The sequence below is a fragment of the Paraburkholderia sp. RL17-380-BIE-A genome (genome assembly GCF_046028085.1).
GTDB lineage: Bacteria > Pseudomonadota > Gammaproteobacteria > Burkholderiales > Burkholderiaceae > Paraburkholderia.
Window position 1 is genome coordinate 267,273 of the sequence record NZ_JARESQ010000006.1, and the last position, 23,433, is coordinate 290,705.

The 23,433-nt window shown below is 63.0% G+C and carries 14 protein-coding genes and 1 pseudogene; 8 read left to right on the forward strand and 7 right to left on the reverse strand.

Annotated elements, in window-relative coordinates:
• Window position 1: 1 nt before the first annotated feature.
• A complete protein-coding gene (locus P0D68_RS12855; protein WP_408294109.1) occupies window positions 2–1,360 on the reverse strand; it encodes an acyclic terpene utilization AtuA family protein in 1,359 nt (452 codons plus the stop codon).
• A 29-nt stretch (window positions 1,361–1,389) separates the two neighbouring features.
• Complete coding sequence (locus P0D68_RS12860) at window positions 1,390–2,694, reverse strand: CitMHS family transporter (protein ID WP_408294112.1); 1,305 nt, start codon at window positions 2,692–2,694, stop codon at window positions 1,390–1,392.
• A 99-nt stretch (window positions 2,695–2,793) separates the two neighbouring features.
• Between P0D68_RS12860 and P0D68_RS12865 the strand changes: the two genes are divergently transcribed.
• The 6 genes and pseudogenes from P0D68_RS12865 (at window position 2,794) to P0D68_RS12890 (ending at window position 8,232) form a co-directional block, all read left to right on the forward strand.
• The gene (locus P0D68_RS12865) at window positions 2,794–3,687 is read left to right on the forward strand and encodes a LysR family transcriptional regulator (protein WP_408294114.1); all 894 of its coding nucleotides are present in this window, start codon (window positions 2,794–2,796) and stop codon (window positions 3,685–3,687) included.
• Window positions 3,688–3,860: 173 nt separating this feature from the next.
• Entirely contained in the window at window positions 3,861–4,367 is a 507-nt protein-coding gene (locus P0D68_RS12870) for a DUF2844 domain-containing protein (protein ID WP_408294117.1), read from the forward strand.
• A gap of 283 nt (window positions 4,368–4,650) precedes the next feature.
• Window positions 4,651–5,736: pseudogene (locus tag P0D68_RS12875) on the forward strand (DUF3443 domain-containing protein).
• Window positions 5,737–5,874: 138 nt separating this feature from the next.
• The gene (locus P0D68_RS12880; protein ID WP_408294119.1) at window positions 5,875–6,468 is read left to right on the forward strand and encodes a hypothetical protein; all 594 of its coding nucleotides are present in this window, start codon (window positions 5,875–5,877) and stop codon (window positions 6,466–6,468) included.
• 321 nt (window positions 6,469–6,789) lie between these two features.
• Window positions 6,790–7,608 (forward strand): alpha/beta fold hydrolase, encoded by an 819-nt coding sequence (locus tag P0D68_RS12885; RefSeq protein WP_408294122.1) that lies wholly within the window; start codon window positions 6,790–6,792, stop codon window positions 7,606–7,608.
• 393 nt (window positions 7,609–8,001) lie between these two features.
• Window positions 8,002–8,232, forward strand: a complete 231-nt coding sequence (locus tag P0D68_RS12890) for a hypothetical protein (RefSeq protein WP_091806363.1) — start codon at window positions 8,002–8,004, stop codon at window positions 8,230–8,232.
• Window positions 8,233–8,339: 107 nt separating this feature from the next.
• Here P0D68_RS12890 and P0D68_RS12895 read toward each other — a convergent pair whose 3' ends face one another.
• Window positions 8,340–10,568, reverse strand: a complete 2,229-nt coding sequence (locus P0D68_RS12895) for an NADP-dependent isocitrate dehydrogenase (RefSeq protein WP_091806360.1) — start codon at window positions 10,566–10,568, stop codon at window positions 8,340–8,342.
• Between the two features lie 409 nt (window positions 10,569–10,977).
• Here P0D68_RS12895 and P0D68_RS12900 point away from each other — a divergent pair, with 409 nt between their 5' ends.
• Window positions 10,978–13,161, forward strand: a complete 2,184-nt coding sequence (locus tag P0D68_RS12900; protein WP_408294126.1) for a TonB-dependent siderophore receptor — start codon at window positions 10,978–10,980, stop codon at window positions 13,159–13,161.
• Here P0D68_RS12900 and P0D68_RS12905 read toward each other — a convergent pair.
• Window positions 13,158–14,096, reverse strand: coding sequence for a LysR family transcriptional regulator (locus P0D68_RS12905; protein ID WP_408294129.1), 939 nt, complete (start codon window positions 14,094–14,096; stop codon window positions 13,158–13,160). The two genes, P0D68_RS12900 and P0D68_RS12905, sit on opposite strands and share 4 nt — an antisense overlap.
• A gap of 129 nt (window positions 14,097–14,225) precedes the next feature.
• Here P0D68_RS12905 and P0D68_RS12910 point away from each other — a divergent pair, with 129 nt between their 5' ends.
• Complete coding sequence (locus tag P0D68_RS12910) at window positions 14,226–15,926, forward strand: MFS transporter (protein ID WP_408294132.1); 1,701 nt, start codon at window positions 14,226–14,228, stop codon at window positions 15,924–15,926.
• Window positions 15,927–16,009: 83 nt separating this feature from the next.
• On the opposite strand, the gene P0D68_RS12915 is transcribed toward P0D68_RS12910, so the two are convergent.
• From P0D68_RS12915 to P0D68_RS12925, 3 genes are all read right to left on the reverse strand, one after another.
• Window positions 16,010–16,852 carry a N(5)-hydroxyornithine transformylase PvdF gene (locus P0D68_RS12915; RefSeq protein WP_408294135.1) on the reverse strand — a complete coding sequence of 281 codons (843 nt, stop codon included), beginning with the start codon at window positions 16,850–16,852 and terminating at the stop codon, window positions 16,010–16,012.
• 40 nt (window positions 16,853–16,892) lie between these two features.
• Entirely contained in the window at window positions 16,893–18,263 is a 1,371-nt protein-coding gene (locus P0D68_RS12920; RefSeq protein ID WP_408294138.1) for a lysine N(6)-hydroxylase/L-ornithine N(5)-oxygenase family protein, read from the reverse strand.
• 122 nt (window positions 18,264–18,385) lie between these two features.
• The gene (locus P0D68_RS12925; RefSeq protein WP_408468483.1) at window positions 18,386–23,410 is read right to left on the reverse strand and encodes a non-ribosomal peptide synthetase; all 5,025 of its coding nucleotides are present in this window, start codon (window positions 23,408–23,410) and stop codon (window positions 18,386–18,388) included.
• Window positions 23,411–23,433 lie beyond the last annotated feature (23 nt).

A 23,433-nucleotide genomic window follows, 5' to 3' on the forward strand; every position in this document is an offset into this window, starting at 1 on the left:
CTCACGCCTCCACCATCGAAAACGCCGGCGTCACATGCTCGCGCGGCAGCAAAACCGATTGCACCGCGACGACTTCGCGGGCCGACTTCGTGACACCGCCTCCGCCTGCGGGACCATTGGTGTAAAGCGTCTCCACCTCGTTGCCGATCCGTACGGCTTGCGCAAGCGAGGCCGTGCGCCCCGCCACTCTTGCACGCACCTCGTACGGTTCGGCATAACCGGCTGCCGCCGTCTCGCCATGCAACGAGTTCACGCCGATCAGATCGAAGCGCAATTCACGCGTCTCCACGCCGGTCAACACGAGCCGCTCCCGCACGATATCGAGTGCGAGCCGCGCGCGCGCCAACGCACCGGGACCGCCGTACGAAATCTGCCCTTCGCCGATATAACCATCGAAATAAGCTACGGACACCTTCAACGTATCCGTACGCGCCGTGCCTCGCCCGCCGCTCACGCGAACGCGATCCGGCGCTTCCTGCGCGACGCGCACCTGTGAGAAATCCGCGACCACGTCCGGTTGCAGATAGCGCTGCGGGTCGTGAATCTCGTACAGCAACTGTTCCTTGCAGGTCGCTTCCGTGACTCGCCCGCCGGCTTGCGCGAGCTTGGTGATGACCACCGCGCCGTCCCGGGCGACTTCGGCAATCGGGAAGCCTAGCCTCGCCAGTTCAGGCACATCCTTGAAGCCCGGATCCGCGAAATAGCCACCGGTGATCTGCCCCGCGCATTCGAGAAGATGGCCGATCACAGTCGCCTGGCCAAGCGTCTGCCAGTCGTCCATGCGCCAGCCGAATTCGTGAATCAGCGGTGCGACGAACAGCGACGGATCGGCCACGCGTCCGGTCAGCACGATCTGTGCACCGGCCGCGAGCGCATCGACGATCGCGCTCGCGCCGAGATAGGCGTTCGCGGACACCAGCCGGTCCTGATAGTCCGACACACGTTCTCCGGATTCGACGAAGCAGAAATCGCCGTGGCGCACGACGTCGAGCACATCGTCGCCGGTGACCGCCGCGATCTTCACCTCGCCGAGACCGAGCTCGCGCGCGATCTCAACGGTTTTGCGCGCCGCCGCGAGGGGATTCGCCGCCCCCATGTTCGAAATGATGCGCACGCCGTTGCGCAGCGCGGCCGGCAGCACGGCCCGCATGCGCGTTTCGAGCAACGGGTCGTAGCCGAGCTCCGGGTTCTTGCTGCGTGCCTGCTGCGCGATCGCAATCGTGCGTTCCGCGAGGCACTCGAACACGAGGTAATCGAGCGCGCCGTGCTCCGCCAGTTCGACGGCGGGTTCGATCCGGTCGCCCGAATAACCCGCGCCCGCGCCGACGCGCACGCTGCGTTGAGATTGAGTAGCTGTCATGCTGGTCACATCCGTTCGTTCAGTGAAGCTCACAGTGAGAATATCCCCAGCGCGACGCAGGCAATCGTCATGACGACCGACGCGCCGAACAGCAAGGGGAACGTGAATTTCTGATGGTCGGCGAGTTCGATGCCGCACAGGCCGACCACGAGGAAGGTGGCGGGTGTCAGCGGGCTCACCGGAAAGCCCGTGGTCATCTGCCCGAGCAACGCGGCCTGGCCGACGTGCACCGCGGGCACGCCGAGCTGGCCGGCTACTTCGGCGATCACCGGCAGCACGCCGAAATAGAACGAGTCGGGATCGAACAACATGCTGAGCGGCATCGAGAGCAAGCCGAGCGCCACGGGAATATGACTGGCCATCGCCGGCGGTACGAAACCGACCGCCGCCTGCGCCATCGCCTTCAGCATGCCGCTGCCTTGCATCACGCCGGTGAACACGCCGGCTGCGAGCAGAATGCCGGCCATCATCAATGCGGCTCGCGCGTGCGCGTCGATCCGTTTGCGCTGCATGTCGACGTTCGGATAGTTCACCATCAGCGCGATGCACAGGCCGACCATGAACATGATCGCCGGCGGGATCTTCTCGCCCATCACGACCATGGTGCCGAGCACCACCAGCGTCAGCACGATGTTGAACCAGAAGTTCTTTGGCCGGCGCAGCGCCTGTTCGTCGGGCGTGAGTTCGCGTTTCGGCATGGGCACTGAACCGTCCGCGGCCGTGAGGCCGAGGCGTTTTTCCTCGCGCCGACCGAGCCAGAACGCCATGCCGAACACGAACACGAGGCCGATCGCCTGCACAGGAATCAGCGGATTGAAGAGCGCCGAGATCGGCAGATGCAGCGACGCGGACGCGCGAATCATCGGGCCCGTCCACGGCAGGAAGTTGATGCCGGCCGCCATCGAAACCGCCGCGGCCAGCACGCGCCGATCCATCTTCAGGCGATCGTAGAGCGGCAGCATGGCGGGAATCGTGACCAGAAAGCAGACGGCGCCGGAGCCGTCCAGATGGATCAGCAGCGCGAGCAGCGTGGTGCCCATTACGATCCGCGTGGGCCGCGTGCCGACCGCGCGCAGAATGCGGTCGATGATCGGATCGAGCGTGCCGGCGTCGGTGATCGTGCCGAAGTAAAGAATCGCGAATACGAACATGCCGACGACCGGCGCGAGATTCTTCAGCCCCTCGATCACGAACTTGCTGGTCTGAAAGCCGAAGCCGCCAATGAGCGACGCCGCAATCGGCACGATGATGAGCGCGACCAGCGGCGACATGCGTTTGGACAGAATCGCGCCGAGCAATACGACGATGGTGGCGAGCCCCAGTAATGGCAGCATGTGCTTGTCTCCGAGATTGTTTTTTACTGCGATCCAGCGTAAGTTCGAAGCGCTTATAAATCAATTGAAATGATTTGATCGCAGCAATTACAAACCATCATGGATCTGAATCTTCGGGACATTCGCGCGTTTATCGCCGTAGCGCAAACGGGCAGCTTCACGCGAGCGGCGACGCGGCTGCATCTGTCGCAACCGGCGCTGACGGTGCAAATTCGCCGGCTTGAAGAAACGGTCGGCATGCGCCTCTTCGACCGCAACAGCCGCAACGTCGCGCTGACGCCGACCGGCCGCGAATTGCTGCCGCTCCTGCAGAAGTCGCTGCATGACATGGAGCACGTGCTGATCGACGCACGCTCGCTCGGCGAAGGCGCGAGCGGCACGGTGCGGATCGCGTGCCTGCCAACGTTCGCGGCCAGCGTGCTGCCTGAACTCGTACAGGACCTCAAGAAGGCCGTGCCGCGCGTGAGCTTTCATGTGCGCGACGTGGTCGCCAGCATGGTCAATACGCTCGTTCGCAATGAAGAGGCCGATATCGGGCTGACCGGCGGCCAGCTCGACGATGCCGCGTTCGAGGTGCTGCATGCGGGCATCGACCGGCTGGTTGCCGTGTTTCCGAAGCGCCATGCACTGGCCCGGCGGCGGCGCATCACACTCGCCGATCTCGCCGCCGTGCCGCTCGTGCTGACCGCACAGGGCACAAGCGTGCGGGCCGTTGTCGACAGCGCTTTCGCGAACGCCCGCTGCACGCCGGAGATTGCGTGCGAGCCCACCTACATGATGACCGCTGTCGCGATGGCGCGCGCCGGGCTCGGCGTGACGATCCTGCCGGCGTCGGCCCGCGAAGTCAGAGCGGAGCCCGAGCTGATCGTGCGCGCGGTCGACGATCCCGCGTTCACCCGGCCTATCGCACTCATCAAGAAGCGCGGCCGCACTTTGCCGCCGGTGACGGAGACCTTCGTTTCAATGCTGATCGTAAAACTCGGCGAGGATTGAACCGCGCGCAATATGCGCTTTACCTTTCATTTTCAAACAGCGCCCGATTATCGCCATTAATCGTCTGATTTACTTCCACGTGCTCGCGCTAGTATCGGCTTCGCGCGAGTTCGAGGGATAAGAAAACCGCTCGCGCGTGTTTCCAAAAACTCAAAAACTTCGAAAACGAAAAAATGATAATGAGCCAATTTCGAATGCTCGCGGTGGCCGCGGCGTCGTTCGCTCTGATTTCACCAGCGTATGCGGCATTGGGCGGCGCACCGACCTATCCGGTCACGGCGAGCAGCACGAGCGCGGGGGCGGCGAGCCAGAATAGCGCGGCGGTGGCGCGCTTCGCCGCCAGTGGCAGCGCGGCAGCGGCGAGCTACACCGTGAGCCAGACAACGCTTTCATCGGGGACGGTGGTGAGCGAATACATCGGCCCGGGCAACAGCGTCTTCGCGTTGAGCTGGCAAGGCCCGACCATGCCGCCGCTCAAAACGCTGCTCGCCACTTACTTCCCTTCCTATGTCCAGGCACTCACCGACGCCCACGCCACGCAAGGCGGCGGCTATGGACCCGCCGTCGTGCATCAGTCGGGGCTGGTCGTCGAGACCGGCGGCCATATGGGCGCCTTCGTGGGCCGCGCCTATTTACCGCAAGCGCTGCCGCAAGGGGTCAGCGCTGACGATATCAAATAACTCATTAAAATCATTAGAGAGAATAACAGTGCGCAAAATCGCAAGAATTATTGCCGCGGCGCTTGGGCTCGCGCTTGGGCTCGGACTGGCATTCGGTCTTGCCGGCTGCGGCGGCGGTGGTGGCGGCGGCAACAGCACCACGACGGCCAACGCGCCCACCGCAGCGAGCGCGCCCGCGGCATCGGGCGGCTCGGCGAACACGCCCCTTACCAGTGACTCGACACCCAATGTGCTCGCCGTCGACGCGTCGGCCGTGCCCACACCCGTGGGCGCGGGCAACACGATGCTGGTAACGGTAAGCGGAACGGGCATTCATAACCAGCCGATGGTCAGCGTCAAGATCTGCGCGCCCGGCTCCAACGCGGCAACAAGTTGCGCGACGATTCCCAACGTGATCGTCGACACGGCGTCGTTCGGGCTGCGTCTGATTCGCTCGGCGATTCCTGACGCCACTTTCAGCGCGCTCACTGCCGAAACGGCTCATACGAGCGGCCTGCCGCTCGCCGAATGCGCGCTGTTCGGCAGCGGCTATGCATGGGGTTCGGTGCATCTCGCGGACGTGGGTTTATCGAACGAGATTGCGCCGTCGGTGCCGATCCACGTGATCGGCGATCCGGCGCTGACCGTGGCCGCGCCGAGCGAATGCTAGGTGGGAAGGCAGTTGGCGAGCGTTGCCGATATTGGTGCAAACGGCATTCTCGGCATTGGAGTGAGTCCGACGGATTGCGGCTCGGCGTGTGAATTGACGGCGCGTCCGCAGTTCTATTACACCAACGCCGGCAACGTCACCTCGGTGCCGGTCAGCGGCCAGATCACCAACCCGGTGTCGCTCTTCGCGCAAGACAACAACGGCGTGATTCTGGAGATGGCGCAAGTGTCGGATAGCGGCAGCGCGACGGCTCAAGGCACGCTCGTGTTCGGCATCGACACTCAGGCGAATAACGTGCTGAACGGCACAGGTGCGCCGATCTTCCGGACGAACCTGAACGGCGACTTCACGTCCAGCTTTAACGGCACTGTATTCACGCAGACCTTCTTCGATTCGGGCTCGACCGTGCTGTTCTTTCCGGACACCACGATTGCGCGCGACACGTCGTCCGGCTACTACATTCCGGCCGCGACGGTGGGCCGCACCTCGACCCTCGTGGGGACCAATCCGGCGAGCGTGACGCTCGGCGTCAATATCGCAAACGGCGCGACGCTGAACGCATCGGGGAATAACGCGTTCAACAACCTCGGTATCTACATGACCCGGCAGTTCGACTTTGGCCTGCCGTTCTTCTATGGCCGCCATGTCTACTACGGCATCTCGGGCCGCGCCTCGAGCGGCGGCGGGACGGGGCCGTATGTCGCGTACGTTTCGAGTTGAGTGTCGGTGACTACGAGCGGTGGGTATCGTGAAGGCCGTCGATATCCACTGTTCGTGTGACATGCGAACTTCGCTCGATAGAGGAGCAATCAAAACAGTGCCACGTGCACGCCTTATTACGATGTCTTCGGGGACCTGATGAACAAGATTTCAATGATTTGCCTGAGTGCTGCTCTGGTCGGCGTGCTGAGTGGCTGCGCCGGGACGAACTTCGTCCGTCCTGATGACTCGGCTTTGCAAAACGGCAAAACGACCGTTGCCGAGGCGCGAGCAAAATACGGTAGCCCGTTTCGCCAGAGCACCGTCACCAAAAACGAAGAAGACGTGACGCTGCTTTCCTATGCGTATGCGTCGACTGGCGGCACGCCGCTGGAAACCGGCGTGATACCGGCGCGTTCGCTGGAATTGGGCTTCTGGAAGGACGTGATGGTGTCGAACGTATTCGTCTCCACGTTCAAGGACGACGCCAGTTCCTTCGACGCGTCGAAACGCTCGGCCATCGTCAAAGGCAAGACCACCCGCGACGAGGTTATCGCGTTGCTGGGCAGACCCGCCGGCTATGCGGTATATCCGATCATCAAGGACAAGAAGGGCCAAGCCCTCGTTTATGCGTACCACACGACGAGCGGCTCGGCGTTCAACCTCAAGTTCTCCAAGCGCGATCTGATCGTGACGATCGATCCGAATGGCGTGGTGTCGGATGTGAATTACGAGTCGTCCGGGATGCAGTGATAGATGTGTTGACGCCAGTGCGGCGATAGAACGGAACCCGGCCTTTGCGCCGGGTTTTGCTTTTTAGTGCACCGACGTTGCGCAAACCCACTGGACACAAAAACTCGTAGATGCGTTGATCGCTGTCCGGAACGCTGGCAACCTAGCGAATCCTCCAGGCAACCTTGTTGCGTGGTACCGCAATGGGTGCATGGGACCGCAGCAGGTGCATGGGACCAGAGTAAGGCGCTAAAGCGCCAACTCTGGTCGACCGCAGCAGGTGCATGGGACCAGAGTAAGGCGCTAAAGCGCCAACTCTGGTCGACACCGGAGACGACGGCGATGGAACCCACCAGCAAATCGCACGACGACGACCTCGAACACTTCGAAGCCGCTGGCGCCGCGCCGCTGCCGGTCCCGAACGAAGAAGCCTACGTCGAGCACGAAGGCGCGCGCATCTGGTACGCGTCGCATGGCACCGGCGCACCGGTGATTCTGCTGCACGGCGGTCTCGGGCATAGCGGCAATTGGGGCTACCAGCTTCCGGCGCTGCTCGGCGCAGGGCATCGCGTGGTGGTCGTCGACAGTCGCGGCCACGGTCGCAGCACCCGCGACGCACGGCCCTACCGCTACGAACTGATGGCCTCGGACGTGCTCGCCGTCATGGACGCCTTGCAGCTCGATCGCGCGGCGCTGGTGGGCTGGAGCGACGGCGCCTGCGTCGCGATGGTATTGGGCATCACCGCCCCGGAGCGCGTGGCGGGCGTGTTTTTCTTCGGCTGCAACATGGACCCGAGCGGCACGATGCCATTTGTGCCGACGCCGACGATCGAGCGCTGCTTCAGCCGCCACGCAAAAGACTACGCGCAGCTATCGGCGACACCGGACGACTTCGAAGCATTCGTCTCCGCCGTCAGCACGATGATGAAAACCGAGCCCAACTACCGCGCCGACGATCTGGCCCGAGTCCGTGTGCCGGTCGCCATCGTGCAAAGCGAACACGACGAGTTCATCAAGCCGGAACACGCCGCATACCTCGCCCGCACCATTCCCGGCGCGGAGCTGATTCTATTGCCCGGCGTGAGTCACTTCGCCCCGCTGCAACGGCCGGCGCAATTCAATCGTGTGATGCTCGATTTCCTGCGCCGGATTGCCGGCTAAGCGGATCGTGCCGACGCGTCGGCCGCTTGCGATCCTGCCTTGAATAGAACGACCGCACTTAAACTCTCGAAAATTTCACGATGTGGAACGATCGATTGCTTCGTAAAAAATCGTGGTGCGTGGCACAAATCCGGCATTTCGCAATGTCGCCCCACGTTGCACATCGTGAAACAAAGACGATAAGCTTTTATTTTTAAACACAATTTTTTACTCGAACGAAGCATCTAACAACCCCTTGCGCCACTGCCTGCTGACGTAGACTCTTTTACAAGAGCCGGCGCTTCAGTAGCCGAGTGAGTTGGACGAGACGGAAACACTGTCTGACGGTCCCCAACCTCTCGCACGAAGCCGCCACGGCACCGCGGTTTTTAATTGGCAATTGGGAGACTAAAAATGAAAGGCTTTCGTTTTGGTTCGAATCAAGGCGCGTTCTACATTTTGCCGGGACAGGACGGTTGGGAAGCAACCTACGGCAATGAAACGCTCGGCGAGTTTGCCAGCCCGCAGCAGGCCGCAGACGACCTCGCACGCGGCTTGATCTGCCCGCATCTCTCGGAAGGCGACGACACGGCGACGCTCGAAATTCCCGAGAAGCTCAGCGATTGGGAAATCGTTCACGTGTGATGGCAGTTATGGCGGCGACTCACGTGGAAACAAAAATGACGATGGCGCTCGAGAGCGCCATCGTCATGCTTACCGCCTACTTCAGTACAGCACGTTTCTTCAGTGCATCAAGCAACCGCGTCCACGATCTTGTTCAGCGTGGCGCTCGGGCGCATAGCCTTGCTCGTCAGTTCGACGTTCGGGCGATAGTAACCGCCGATGTCCACCGGCTTGCCCTGCGCAGCACCCAACTCCTCGACGATCTTCGCTTCGTTCTCGGCCAGTGCCTTCGCCACGCCAGCGAACTGTGCCTGCAGCGCCGCATCTTCGGTTTGCGCGGCCAGAGCTTCCGCCCAGTACAGCGCGAGGTAGAAGTGGCTGCCGCGGTTGTCGATACCGCCAACCTTGCGCGCCGGCGACTTGTCGTTGTCGAGGAACTTGCCGGTTGCCTGATCCAGCGTCTTGGCCAGAACCTGCGCCTTCGGGTTGTGATAGGCGCCGCTCAGATGTTCGAGCGAGGCGGCCAACGCCAGGAATTCACCCAGCGAATCCCAACGCAGGAAACCTTCTTCGACCAGTTGCTGCACGTGCTTCGGCGCCGAACCGCCCGCGCCGGTTTCGAACATGCCGCCACCTGCCATCAGCGGAACGATCGACAGCATCTTCGCGCTGGTGCCCAGTTCCATGATCGGGAACAGGTCGGTCAGGTAGTCGCGCAGCACGTTGCCGGTGACCGAAATCGTATCCTTGCCGGCGCGGATGCGCTCGACCGAGAACTTCGTCGCTTCGACCGGCGTCATGATGCGAATGTCCAGACCGCTGGTGTCGTGGTCCTTCAGGTAGTGCTCGACCTTCTTGATGATCTGGGCGTCGTGCGCGCGCGCTGCATCCAGCCAGAACACGGCAGGCGTGTTGGAGGCGCGAGCGCGGTTCACCGCGAGCTTGACCCAGTCCTGCACCGGCGCGTCTTTGGTCTGGCACATGCGCCAGATGTCGCCCGCTTCCACCGGCTGCTCGAGCAATACCGTGCCGGCTGCGTCCGTCACGCGAACCACGCCGTTCGCCGGAATCTGGAACGTCTTGTCGTGTGAACCGTATTCCTCGGCGGCTTGCGCCATCAGGCCGACGTTGGGCACCGTGCCCATCGTGACCGGGTCGAACGCGCCGTGCTTCTTGCAGTCTTCAATCACCGCCTGATAAACGTCCGCGTAGCAACGGTCCGGAATCACGGCCTTGGCGTCGTGCAGCGCGCCATCCGCACCCCACATCTTGCCCGACTCGCGAATCATGGCCGGCATGGACGCGTCGACGATCACGTCGCTCGGCACGTGCAGGCTGGTAATGCCCTTGTCCGAATTGACCATGGCCAGCGGCGGGCGCTCTGCGTATTGCGCCTTGATGTCGGCTTCGATCGCGGCAACCGTTTCAGCCGGCAGGTCTTTCAGGCGCGCGTACAGATCGCCGATACCGTTGTTCGGGTTGAAGCCGGCCTTCGCCAGCACGTCCGCGTGCTTGGCGAGCACGTCTTTGTAGAACACCGACACCACATGACCGAAGATGATCGGATCCGACACCTTCATCATGGTGGCCTTCAGGTGCACCGAGAACAGCACGCCCTTCGCCTTCGCGTCGGCGATTTCCGCTTCGATGAAGCTGCGCAGCGCGTTCTTCGACAGCACCGAAGCGTCGATGATCTCGCCCGCTTGCACCGGCGTCTTTTCCTTCAGAACCGTCTTCGAGCCGTCCGCGGCCGTCAGTTCGATCTTCACAGCGCCGGCCGCTGCGATCAGCGCCGATTTTTCGCTGCCGTAGAAATCACCGCCGCTCATGTGCGAGACGTGCGACTTCGAGTCCGCGCTCCACGCGCCCATCTTGTGCGGATGCTTGCGTGCGTAGTTCTTGACCGACAGCGGCGCGCGACGGTCCGAATTGCCTTCGCGCAGCACCGGGTTGACCGCGCTGCCCTTGATCTTGTCGTAGCGAGCCTTGACGTCTTTTTCTGCGTCGGTCGTTGCGACGTCCGGGTATGCCGGCAGCTTGTAGCCCTGATCGCGCAGTTCCGTGATCGCGGCCTTCAGTTGCGGCACCGACGCGCTGATGTTCGGCAGCTTGATGATGTTCGCTTCCGGACGCGTGGTGAGTGCACCCAGCTCCGCCAGATCGTCGGAACCCTTCTGTTCCGCGCTCAGGTAGTCGGGAAATGCAGCGATGATCCGGCCGGCCAGCGAAATGTCGCGCGTTTCAACGATCACGTCGGACGAGCGCGTGAACGCCTTGACGATCGGCAGCAGCGAGTAGGTCGCCAGAGCAGGCGCTTCGTCAGTCAGGGTGTAGATGATCTTCGGCGGTGTGGACATGTTCGATGCTTTGCTAGGTGAAGTGATAGACAGAGCGTTTGGTAGCGCTGAGCCGGCGAGGTTGCGACGAAGCAGCAAAACGCAGCGCGCAGGCTCGGCACTACTTTTTACGGCCAGAGCGTGAGTATATGCGTGTTTTCCTCTATTCGCTGCGAAACAAACATATCCAGAACGTGCGCTCAATGGGGTCCAGCCCCGCCACATAAGGCTTACAGCCCCATGACCCGTGGGTTGAAACAGATGTCTTATAGATGACCTAAGACACAAAATAATTTGTGAATGCGAATCAGATGCATTACCATTCGATCGTATCTTTCAGTTTCACCCAGTCGTCTAACAACCACTCGCTAGCACGGCGTCGTTTTTGCACAGACTTGGTGCGCGCCGCCACCTGCCTAATTCAAACAACATGCAGAATTTATTTGTCGCCGGCCGCCCAACTTTTGCGCGCGGCCAACGTCGGACCCCATCGCTGCTCAGCGCGGGGCTTTTCGCCAGCGTCGGTTTGACGCTTTCCACCCTGTCGTCGTCGGGATGGGCGCAGGTCGCGGCAAGCGACACGGCGGCCACCTTGCCGGCGGTGAGCGTCACGGCGTCGAAAGACAGCACCGTGGCGCAAGCCGACACGGTCAGCGCAGGCGCGCTGGGTTCGCGCAAGCAGGTGGACACACCGTTCTCGACCCACGTGGTGACGAGCGACGAAGCGCAGGACCTTTTCGCGACCACCGCCAACGATCTGTATAAATACGACCCGGCCGTGTCGGTCACCAGCGAAAACGCGATCAGCGAAAATTCGATGTTCACCGTGCGCGGCATGCCGATCGACACGTTGAACAGCATCAAGGTGGACGGCCAGACCTTCCCCTCGTGGGATACGGATCTCTCGCTCGAACCGTTCGAGCAGGTGGAACTGCTCAAGGGCCTGTCCGGCTTCATGTACGGCTTCGGCTCGCCGGGCGGGATCGTCAATTACGTGTTGAAGCGTCCAACCGACACCCCCTACCGCAGCGTCTCGATCGGCTACAAGTCGGCCGGCGTGTTCAGCGAAGCGGTCGATCTGGGCGGCCGCTTCGGCAATGACGATCGTTTCGGCTACCGTCTGAACCTCGTCAACGAAAACGGCAACACCGCCGAGGACCACGGCCACATTCGTCGCCAGGTGGCGTCGCTCGCGTTCGACTTTCGCATTACGCCGGACCTGACGTGGAGCGCCGACGCCTTCTATCAGAAGCGCAGAACCAACGGCACGCTGTTCGGCCTGATGTTCAGCGGCGACGCCGGCGGCATTCCGGACGCGAGCAAAGTCACCCACGCGCTCACGCAACCGCAGAACTACTACGAGACCGAAATGGCCTCGTTCGGCACGGGCCTCGATTACCGCATCTCCGAAAACTGGCACGCGAGCGTGAAATACCGCTTCGCCAAGGAGAATCGCACCAATTCGGACAGTCTGCTGTATGTCACGGACGCAGCAGGCAACTACAGCAACACGCTGTATGCGGCAATGACGCGCTACTTCTACCAGAACGTCGACGCGATGGTGCAAGGGCATTTCAACACGGGCAGCATCAAGCATGACGTGGTGGTGGGCGCTGGTTTCCAGACGCAAACCAGCGAGTACAGCAACAGCACGGGTTGGAACGAAGGCTACTTCCTCGGCTACGGCAACCTGTACAACAGCACGTTGCTGACCAACGACGAAGTCAGCATCGGCTCCGACCTGTACCGCCAGCAGCGCACCACGCAGGCTGCCGTGTACGCGAGCGACACCGTGCAACTCACCTCACGCCTGTCGGCACTGGTCGGTCTGCGCTATACGCAATATCGCCAGCACGTGTACGACCCGAGCGGCGCGGTGGCGTCGCAATACGAAGCGGATCCGGTCACGCCGACCTTCGCGCTGATGTTCAAGACCGATCCCTATTCCACGGTGTATGCGAGCTACGTGGAGTCACTCGAACAAGGCGGCGCGGCGTCGAACACCAACGTCAACTACCCGGCGACATTCGGTCCGCTGAAGAGCAAGCAGTATGAGATCGGCTTCAAATCCGACCACAGCAAGTGGGGCGCCAACCTCGCGCTGTTCCGTGTAGACCAGGGCTACAACTACACGAACTCGGCCAACGTCTTCGTGCAGGACGGCACGAAGCGCTATCAGGGCGTCGACGCCAGCGGCTGGCTTGCGCTGACGAGCGAATGGCGCGTGCTGGGCGGCGTGATGTGGCTCGACACGAAGGCCATGGACGTGGACGATGCGAGCGTGGAAGGCAAGCGCATTTACGGCGCACCGCGCTTCACCGTGACGGGCCGGATCGAATACAACCCGTCGTATCTGCGCCCGCTGACGCTCGCATTCGGCGGCAAGTATGTCGGCAACCAGGCCGTGGACGCGCAGAACACGCAGTTCGTGCCGGCTTACACCACCTTCGATCTAAGCGGCCGGTACGAGACGAAGATCGCCGGCAAGGACGTGACGTTCCGCGCGGGGATCAACAACCTCTTCAATCGCCGTTACTGGACGACGGCGTGGGGCTACTACGTGGCGCCGTCGCCGACGCGTACCGCCGTCGCCAGCGCCACGCTGCAGTTCTAGGCGTCTTGTGAACCAGGGGCGCCCGCTGCGGGCGCCCCGATCATCGGCGGAATCTGCGCCACCAGCGCGTCGATCGCACAGCGCGTTTTCAGCGGCAGATAGCGGCTCTTCGGCCACACCAGATGGATCTCCTGAGTCGGCCGGAAACAATGCTCCATCACCGTCACCAGCTCGCCGGTTCGCGCATAGCGGGCCAGTAGCCAAGCTGGCAGCCACGCGAGGCCGAACCCGGCGAGCGCGGCATCCACAATCCCCGTCATGTCGTCGAAACCGAGCTGCGGCTGAACCTGCGCGCGGCGAATCTGCCCGTCGACGTCGACCACATCCCACGGCTGCGGCGAGCCTCCCCGCAAATAGGCGATCACGGCGTGCCCGCGTAATTCGTCCACACTGCGCGGCGTGCCATGCCGCTCCAGATAGGCAGGTGCGGCGCCGATGCTCGCGTGCTGCACGCCGAGCTTGCGCGCGGCGAGACTCACGCTGTCGGCCAGCGGACCCACGCGCACCACCAGATCGAAACCCTCCTCGATCACGTCGACGAAGCGATCCGTAATCGAAATGTCGATCTTCAATTGCGGATGCTTGCGCGCCAGTTCAAGCAGCACCGGCGCGACGCAGTAGTGACCGAAAGCCTGCGGCACGCTCACGCGCAAACGCCCTTTCGGCTCGCGCCTTCCTGAATCGAGGTCGGCCTCGGCCGCTTCGAGTTCGGCCAGCGCGCGCACGCAGCGGTCGTAGTAGGCCTGCCCGTCTTCAGTGAGGCTCTGACTGCGGGTCGTGCGATTGAGCAGGCGCACGCCGAGCCGCTTTTCGAGCCGCACGATCACTTTGCCGACCGCGGAGCGCGTCAGGTTCATGCGCCCCGCGGCCAGCGCGAAACTGCCCGTTTCGACCACGCGAACGAATGTCGTCACACCGTCGAGGATGTCGCTCATATCTATACCCGGTTGATTCCTCAATGGACACATTTCTGGGATTTCTGCGCGTCAATAGGGACACAGATTCCCCCTATATTACACAGTCCATGTGTGGGCCGAGCTCATCGACTATCGAGGGGAATATCCATGAACAATGATCCGATCGCGCCGCCACGGCGCGAAGAACGGCCACGTACGGCTGCGGCAGACAGTCGACCGGGCTCGCGCGAGGTGCGTCCCGAGCAGACCGCCGATGACAAAACACCGCGCGCGTTCCTCTCGCTCCGAAAAAACACCCTGGCGTTGGGCGCGGTGTGTCTTGCGTCGCTGATGTTCGGCCTCGAAATCTCCAGCGTGCCGGTGATCCTGCCGACGCTCGAGCGCGTGCTGCACGGCGATTTCAAAGGCATGCAGTGGATCATGAACGCCTACACGCTCGCCGTGACCACGGTGCTGATGGCCACCGGCACGCTGGCGGACCGCTTCGGCCGCCGACGCGTCTTCGTGATCGGCATCGCGCTGTTCGGCATCACCTCGCTGGTCTGCGGACTCGCGCAAAGCGTGCCAACGCTGATCGCCGCGCGTTTGCTGCAAGGCGCAAGCGGCGGCGCCATGCTGATCTGCCAGGTGGCCGTGCTCTCGCATCAGTTCCACGAGGGCCCGGAACGCGCTCGCGCATTCAGCGCGTGGGGCATCATCTTCGGCATCGGGCTCGGGTTTGGGCCGATCATCGGCGGGACGATCGTCGCGCTCTCCAACTGGCAGTGGGTCTTCTGGGTGCACGCGCTGCTCGCCGTCGCAACCTTGACGCTCGTGTTCGGCGGCGTGCAGGAATCGCGCGACCCGCATGCGCATACGCTCGACGTGGCGGGCATCGTCACGCTGTCGCTCGCGGTGTTCGGCCTCGTGTATTTCATCACGCAGGTTCCGGCGCTCGGCTTCGGCAATCCTCGCGCGCTTTTCATCATCGCGGCGACACTGCTCGCCTTCGTGGGCTTTGTGGTTGCCGAGAAACTCAGTGCCAGCCCCATGTTCGATTTCTCGGTCTTCAGGATTCCGCAGTTTTCAGGCGCACTGATGGGCTCGGCGGGCATGAACTTCAGCTTCTGGCCATTCATGATCTATTTGCCGATCTATTTCCAGATCGGGCTCGGCTACGACAGCGTGAGCGCCGGACTCGCCTTGCTCGCCTACACGCTGCCGACCCTGCTCTTCCCGCCGCTCGGCGAACGTCTCGCGCTGCGTTACGGCTCGGGAATCGCCATACCTGTGGGCCTGTTCGCGATCGGTCTCGGCTTCATGCTGATGCGATACGGCAGCGGCGTTGCGCATGCGAACGCGTGGACCATGCTGCCCGGTTGCGTGATCGCGGGCGCGGGCCTCGGCCTCACCAATACGCCCGTCACCAATACGACGACCGCCGCGGTTCCCGTCGAACGCGCGGGCATGGCGTCCGGCATCGATATGAGCGCGCGGATGATTACGCTCGCGATCAACATCGCGTTGATGGGGGCGATCCTGGTAGGCGGCGTTCTCTTCAATCTGAAGACGCGGCTGCCGCAGACGCTCGACACCGCGCCCCTCGGCGCACTGGCCGAGAAAATTGCCGCAGGAGATGTCGAAGCGGTGAGAGCGGGGATTCCCGCGTTAGCGCGTATCGATCCGTCGGGCAGCATCGTGCATGCTGCGTTGATGCAAGGTTTCGGGTGGGTAATGCTCTACGGCGGCGTTGGCGTGTGGGTGCTCGCCGCGCTCAGTTTCGTGATTTCAGGCAGCGCGTCGCGAAGGCTGGGCCACCGGGAACGCGCGCCTGCGCCCCGACAGGCGAGCCGATGCGACGCGTGCTGAATAGCGCGTCATCAAATGGCTTACCCCCTCGTTCTCGCCCAATAGCCACTTCGAGCGGCGCGTGCGCGCCGCTCCTCACCGCATCACGCCTCGACTTGCACCGGCTGTCCGGCCATGATCGCGAGCCCTTCGTTCAAAGCCGGGAAAAGGCTTCGGTTGAAATTGTTCCAGCGTAGTTCGAGGATCGTATCGTCCTTATCGATTTCGGTATTCAGCACGTCGTGAATCACCTCGCCGGAGTCGATCCCGTTGTCGACATAGTGAAACGATGCGCCTGTCAGATACAACGGTTCGACCGCCACGGTTTCCATCGTCTTCCAGTTGACCACTTTCTTGCCGCGCGCACCGTAGAGCGCGTCGAGCGTCGCGTAGGCGCCGCGCCGCTCGTAGGGCGAATCGGCACGCGTCACGCCCGGGTGAATATTCACGATCTTGCGATAGAACGGCGCGCCGGGCCGAACCAGTTCGTCGAGAATGATCAGCAGACCGTCGAGTACGACAATATCGGCTTTCAATGCCACCAGCGTATCGAGCAGATGCTTTTCAAAGCGGCTCTTGCCTGCCGCGCGGCCTGGTGCATCGAGCGGCTCACGCCGGTACGTCGATGGAATCGCGAGTAGCAGATCGTTGACCCGCTTGCCCTGCACGCGCAAGTTCGGCGGATAGAACCAGCGCTTGCCCGGCTCGTAAGCAAATCCATATTCCTTCAGTTTTTCGCGGTCCGTGCCGGATCCGGCATCGTCGTCGTAGATAACTTTTTCTAACGAGTATTGATCGCCGAGTGCGGTTTCATTGAGCGCTTCGACAAGCGACTCCAGTACCGACTTCATGTAGCGCGCGCCGCTTTTGTACGCGATGTCCTGGCCCGCCTTGTCGGCGGCCGCGTTTCGTAACGACCAGATATAAACGAGTTTTTTCTTCGGCATAGCCAATTCCTATGTGTGTGTGTCGTGGCGCCGCTTTCTATCAAAGCGCGAAAGTCATGCGGTCCGCGCGAGTCGCGTTTGCGCGCGTCTGTCTCGACCGGTCAGCCGAACGGTCGCGCGATGCGTAATGCGCAAGCGAAGCGGCGATTTCGTCGGAGCGCAACGCGAGAACCGACAGCAGCGTGTCGGACAGTCCATGGCTGTCTTCACAGCAGCCTTGCAGGTAAATGCGTGGTTTGAAGGTCACCGGCGTGGCGAGCCTGTAATCGCGCTCGACATTGCCTTGTGTGAGCGCATCGCCCAGATGCGGCGCAAGCCCCTCCAGCAACTCGACATGCGTGTCGCGGCGATATCCCGTCGCGAGCACCAGCGCGTCGAATTGCTCGGCGCGGGCCTGGCCGCTCAAACGGTCACGCAGCGTGAGTTCAATCCGGCCGCCGCCCGTGCGCGCCGCCGTTTCGATGCCGGTGTTCGCGAGCAACCGGTGGCGCGGTTCGGCGCAGACGTTTTGCAGGTAAAGCATTTCGTAGATCTGCTCGATCAGCGGACGGTCCACTACCGCGTAATTGGTGTCGCGAAAACGCTCGATCAGCGCGCGCCGACCGTCGCGCGGCTGCGCGTAGACGACATCGGTAAAGGCGGGGTTGAAAATCTCGTTGACGAACGGGCTGTCGTCGGCGGGTTTCAGCGCGCTCGAGCGAATGATGAGGCTCGCATCCACATGCGGATAGCGGCGCGTCAGATCGACGAACACTTCGGCCGCGCTCTGCCCCGCGCCGATCACCGCCACGCGTTTTCGCGCGCCGTTCGCAGGTCCGACGACGCGATCGATGGACGTGAGGTACTGCGACGAATGCACGATGTTATGCGTGCCGAGCGCGGCGAACGCCTCCGGCACCTGAGGCCCGCCACCGATGCCGACCGACAACGCCCGTGTCACACGTTGCCATTCACGGCCTTCGTGATCGCGCGAGAAAACGCGTAACGCTTCGACGTCGTTGGTATTGTCAGCGCTCTTGATCGCTTCGATACCGGTCACGGTCTGGCCGTAGTTCACGCGATCGTCGAACGACGCCGCCACCCAGCTCAGGTAATCGTGGAACTCCACGCGCGTCGGATAGAAATTCTTCAAATTGACGAAATCCGCCAGACGTCCGCGTTCGAACAGATAGTTGATGAACGTGAACCGGCTTTTCGGATCGCGCATGGTCACGAGATCCTTGAGGAAGGAAATCTGCATCCGGCAGTCGTCGAGCAGCATGCCGCGATGCCAGCCGAATTCCGGCTGTCGCTCAATGAAGCAATGCGTGAGGTCCGACACGCCGGCTTCTTCGGCGAGGCGCACGGCAAGCGCCAGATTCGACGGTCCGAAGCCGATTCCGATCAGATCAAATACGGTGTCTCTGTGCATGTCGCAGGTCCTTATCGGTGGAAGCCGGCACGCCGAATGCGCGGGCCGGCGAAAAATCTTTCGTGATTGATGCGGTTTTTATTCACTGCCTTTTTTGCCGGGCTGCGTGTTCGACTCCGGGTTCAAGCGCCGTCGCGCAACTCGGCAACGCAAGAAGCTCGCGCATCGAGCCGAGCGCCCAGTTGCGTGAAGGTTGGCGCGGCGAACACGTCGGCAATCTCCAGTGCGTGACCAGCGGCTCGCGCGGCATCGACAAAGCGCACGACATCGAACGAACTTGCGCCCGCTTCGAACAGATCGTCGTGAAGCGCGGGTGTATTGCCTTCGAACAGATCGCTCCACACGCGTTCGAGTGCCGTGGCGCGCCGCGTTGTTTCAGCGTGAGATGCCGGGCTTGCTTGCGCGCTCGTTGCAACGCCGGCTGACGCCAGGGTAAAGCGTGCTGAAGCAACGCCCAGTTGTTCATGCGGCGCGTCGACGAACCGTTGCACCACGTCCAGATAGTCGGCGGACAGTGCCTCGACGAAGCAGCCGTCCACCAACTCGTTCGCATACGAGAAGGCGCCCGTCACGCGTCCGTCGGCATGTTCGACCACGTCCAGTTCCAACTCGAACACGACCCGGTGCCGCACGTCGTTGAAATCGTCGAGCGTGAGGCCGGCCCAGTCGCGTCCCGCTGTTCCGGCCGGTCGCAGGTAATTGAACATCACGGAAAAGAGCGGATTGCCGGCTTCGGTGCGCGTGGCGCGCAATGCCGCCACCACGTCGGCGAACGGCGTGTCCGCATGCGCATAAGCGGCGAGCGCGGCGTCTCGCACTTCAGCGAGCAGCGTGACCGGCGTATCCGTTTTGGCGAGCCGCGTCCGCACGACCACCGCGTTGATGAAAAGTCCCAGTGCGTGGCGTGCGGCTTCGCCCGTCAGTTCGCGCGTGGAAGCGAGAACGCCGACCGGCTGATCCGTTGCGCCCGTCGCGCGATATAGCGCGACGTTCAGCGCGGCGTGCAACACCATGGGCAAGGTGGCGTGAACTTCAAGCGCCATCGCACGGGCACGGCGCACGAGAGCCGGGGTCAATTCGAACGCGAGGCGTCCGGCGCGCCAGGTGGGCGACGCCACGCGGCCCGACGGCGGCGAAGGCAGCACTTGCGACGGCGCATCGGCCAACGCATCGCGCCAGAACGACAGGCGCGCACGCGGCGCGGCTACAGGCAAGACGAGTTGTCGAGCCGAAAGCGATCCCGTAGCCGAAGCCGCCGGCGACGCGCCGCGCACGATCGCGACATAAGTGCCGCGCACATCTTCGAGCCACAGATCGATCGACTGCCCGTCCGACACGATGTGATGCACAACCAGCGACAGCACATGATCCCGCTCGGCAAGGCGTAATAAGCGCACGCGCCAGAGTGGCGCCTCGTCGAGCAGGTGGAACGGCGTGAGTGCGTCCTGGTCGGTGAGCGCGATAGCGGCGTTCTCGCGTTCGGCTTGCGAAGGGTCGCCAGAAAGATCGATCACGGGCAGTTCGAACGCCGCCGAGTCCACGACTCTTTGGCCCGGCAGTTGCCCGTCACGTTCGACGATCTGCACGCGCAGCGCGGGATGTCGCGCAGCGGCTTGAGCAAACGCGTCGCGCAATGCAACGCTATCGAGCGGCCCACGCAGACGCAGCGCGACAGGAATGTTGTAGGACGCGCTGTCCGGTTGCGAGCGCCACAGGAACCACAAGCTCAATTGCGCGGAAGAAAGCGGCAGGATGCCGTTCGCGTCCGGCGCAATAAGTGAATTGGAACCGCCTCCCGGCTGTCGTTCTCCGGTATCCGCCACCGTTTCGCTGCGCGCCGACGCCATCACGCGCTGCGCGTATTGCGCGAGCGTCGGCGCTTCGAAGAGCGTGCGCACCGGCACATCGCGCGCGAGACGTTCGGCCACGCGCGTCGCCACGCGGACCGCCGCAAGAGAATGTCCGCCGAGTTCGAAGAAATGATCGGCACGGCCGACACGCTCCACACCCAGCACTTCGCGGAAAATCTGCGCAAGCGTGGTTTCGAGTCCGGCAGCGGGCGCCTGATAGGCCCGCTCGACGCGCTGCGGCTCCGGCAACGCCGCGCGGTCCACCTTGCTATTGGCATTGCGCGGCAACGCATCGAGCACGACGATATGCGCGGGCACCATGTAGTCAGGCAACGTATGACGCAGATGCGCATCGAGTTCCGCTGCGTCCGCGCGTGTGCTGCGCTCGCGCGCTTCGGCGCTCAATTCGACATACGCCACCAGCGCTGCTTGCGCGCCCTTGCCATGCACGACCGCCACAGCTTCGCGCACGTCGCCGTGCGCGGCGAGTTGCGCTTCGATCTCACCCAGTTCGATCCGCAAGCCGCGCAACTTCACCTGATGATCGACACGGCCGATAAAGTCGAACACGCCGTCCGCGCGCCGCTTGACCAGGTCACCCGTGCGATAGAGCCGCGCACCCGGTGCACCGAACGGATCCGGCACGAAGCGCTCGGCCGTGAGTGCCGGCCGGTCGAGATAACCACGCGCCACGCCTACACCCTCGCCACCCAGATACAACTCGCCGATCACGCCAACCGGCAGTGGATTCAAGCGCGCATCGAGCACATGCGCCGAACGCGCGCCGACCAGCGTGCCGATTGGCAGATACGCGCTGTCCGCGAGCTTCGCGGTGTCGTCGGTCGGATAGAACATCCACAGCATTGGCGTAATGACCGTTTCGGTCGGCCCGTATCCGTTGACGATCCGCGCCTTCGGAAACGCCCGGCGCAGCAGAGCAAACGCTTCACGCGAAGTGGCTTCACCGCCTACCGTCAACGAGCGCAAGCTGGGCGGCGCACCGTGCGCGAGCGCCCATTCGGCGAGCTGGGTTGCGCAACCGGGCGGCACATAGGTCATGGTCACGCCTTCGCGAACCATCATCCGGCAGGTTTGCGCGGGTGGCCACAACGTATCCGCCGTGATGGCGACGGCTGCGCCGGACATGTACTGCGAGAACCAGCCTTCATGCGCGCCGTCGAAATTGACCGACTGGAACAGCAGGAAAACGTCACGCTCACCGGCGCCGTAGCGCTCCGCAATTGCCGCGCAATGCAGGGCAAACGAACTGTGATCGACCACCACGCCCTTCGGCTTGCCGGTCGAGCCCGATGTATAGATCACATAAGCTGCCTGGTGTGGCGACACGCGTGGCAACTCGACATTCGCCGCGCATTGAACCTCAGGCTGCGGTTCCTCGTCGATCAGCCACAACCGTAAACGATCCGACGCCGGCAACGCAGCGAGACTCGCGCGTTCCGTGATGACGTGCGTGATTTGCGCGTCATCGAGAATCTGCGCGAGGCGCTCGCGCGGATGGCTCGGGTCGAGCGGTACAAACGCGCCGCCCGATTTCAACGCGGCAATCAGGCCGACCAGCAGGTCGACCGAGCGGCTCAACGCCACGCCCACCCGCATTTCCGCACGCACGCCTGCCGCGACGAGGCGCTGCGCCAAACGTGTTGCGCGCGCATCCACTTCGCCGCGCGTGAGCGAGCAGTTCATGTCGGCGACGCCGCGCGCTTCCGGCCGCGCATGGGCATGGTCGGCCACGCGCTGATGCACCGGCCTGAACGTTGCTTCGCGCGGTAGCGCCGTGCTGTTCCATGCATCGAGTTGCACGCGCTCGGCCTCAGGCAGCCACCGCACATCTCCGATCGCAATGGCGGGTGCCGCCGCCGCGTTCGACAGCAACTCGATAAAGCGCGCGGCAAGGCGCTCTATCGCGTCGGCGTCGAACAGATCGAGCGCATAAATGAAGGTCGCGTCGATCGAACCATCGTCGCGCTCCTCGAAACTCAGCGTCAGATCGAATTTGGCGAACGGCGCGCCCGATGGCAACTCCGTCATGCGCACGTCGGCAAGTGAAGGCAAACGCCGACGCGCGCCATAAGCGGCCATTACCTGAAACAACGGATGATGACTCGCGCTGCGCACCACACCCAGCGCTTCGACCACCTGTTCGAACGGCACATCCTGATGCGACTGGGCGTCGATCAGCGTTTGTCGCGTCGCGCTGACCAGCGCGGCGAACGGTTGCGTTGCCGAAACGGGCGTAGCCAGCGTCAACGTATTCACGAAGAACCCGACGAGACCCGCCACTTCGCCGCGCTCGCGATTCGCCGCGGGCACGCCGATCTGAATCTGCGTTTCCCCCGACGAGCGCGCGAGCAACGCGCTCAGTGCCGCCAGCAATACGGCGAACGGCGTCGCGCGCTGCGCATTGGCCAAGGTCTTCACGCGCTGAGCGAGCGCGGTATCGAGAACGAAACGATGCCGTGCCCCACGCGCGCTACGCTGAGCCGGACGCGGCGATGCGCCCGGCAACATCAGCACGTCGCGATTCGCGTCCAGCCGCTCGCGCCAGAAAGCCAATTGACGCTCACGCTCGCCCGCGTCGAGCCAGCGGCGCTGCCACAGCGCGAAGTCGGCGTACTGGATCGGCAATGGCGCGAGCGACACCGCTTCGCTCTTCGCATACGCGCGATAAAACGACGCGAGTTCCGCAAGCATGACGTCCGCGGACCAACCGTCTGACACGATGTGATGCGTCGTCAACGCGAGCCAATGGGTGCTAGCGTCGAGGCGAATCAGGTGAGCGCGCACCAACGGCCCGACCGACAGATCGAAGGACTTCGCTTCATCGGCGCGTGCAATCTCGGCAGCGCGTGCCTCGCGCTGATCGGCGGGCAGTGTGCTCACGTCGCTCGCGCGCCACGGGCAGCGCGACGGCGCATGCACCGTTTGCAGTACGCCATCGCCGTTTTCAACGAAGGTGGTGCGCAATGCTTCGTGGCGCGCGACCAATGCATCGCACGAAAGACGCAATGCGTTGGCATCGAGCGTGCCGTCGAGCCGCAGGCGTTCGGTGATGTGATACGCCGCCGGTTCATCGATCATCCGCGCATGCAGCCACAGACGCGTTTGCGCAAACGACGCCGGCACGCTCGCGGTCCGCTCGGTGCGCGGCGGAATCGGCAGCACGCGAAAATCAATGCCGGCTGCGGCGAGCTTCGTAAGAAAGGCTTTGCGCTGCGCATCCGGCAACAGTGCGAAGCGTGACGCGAGGGAAAGCAGATCCGGTTTGGCTGTGGTCATGCTCAGGTGTCTCAGTGCGGGTC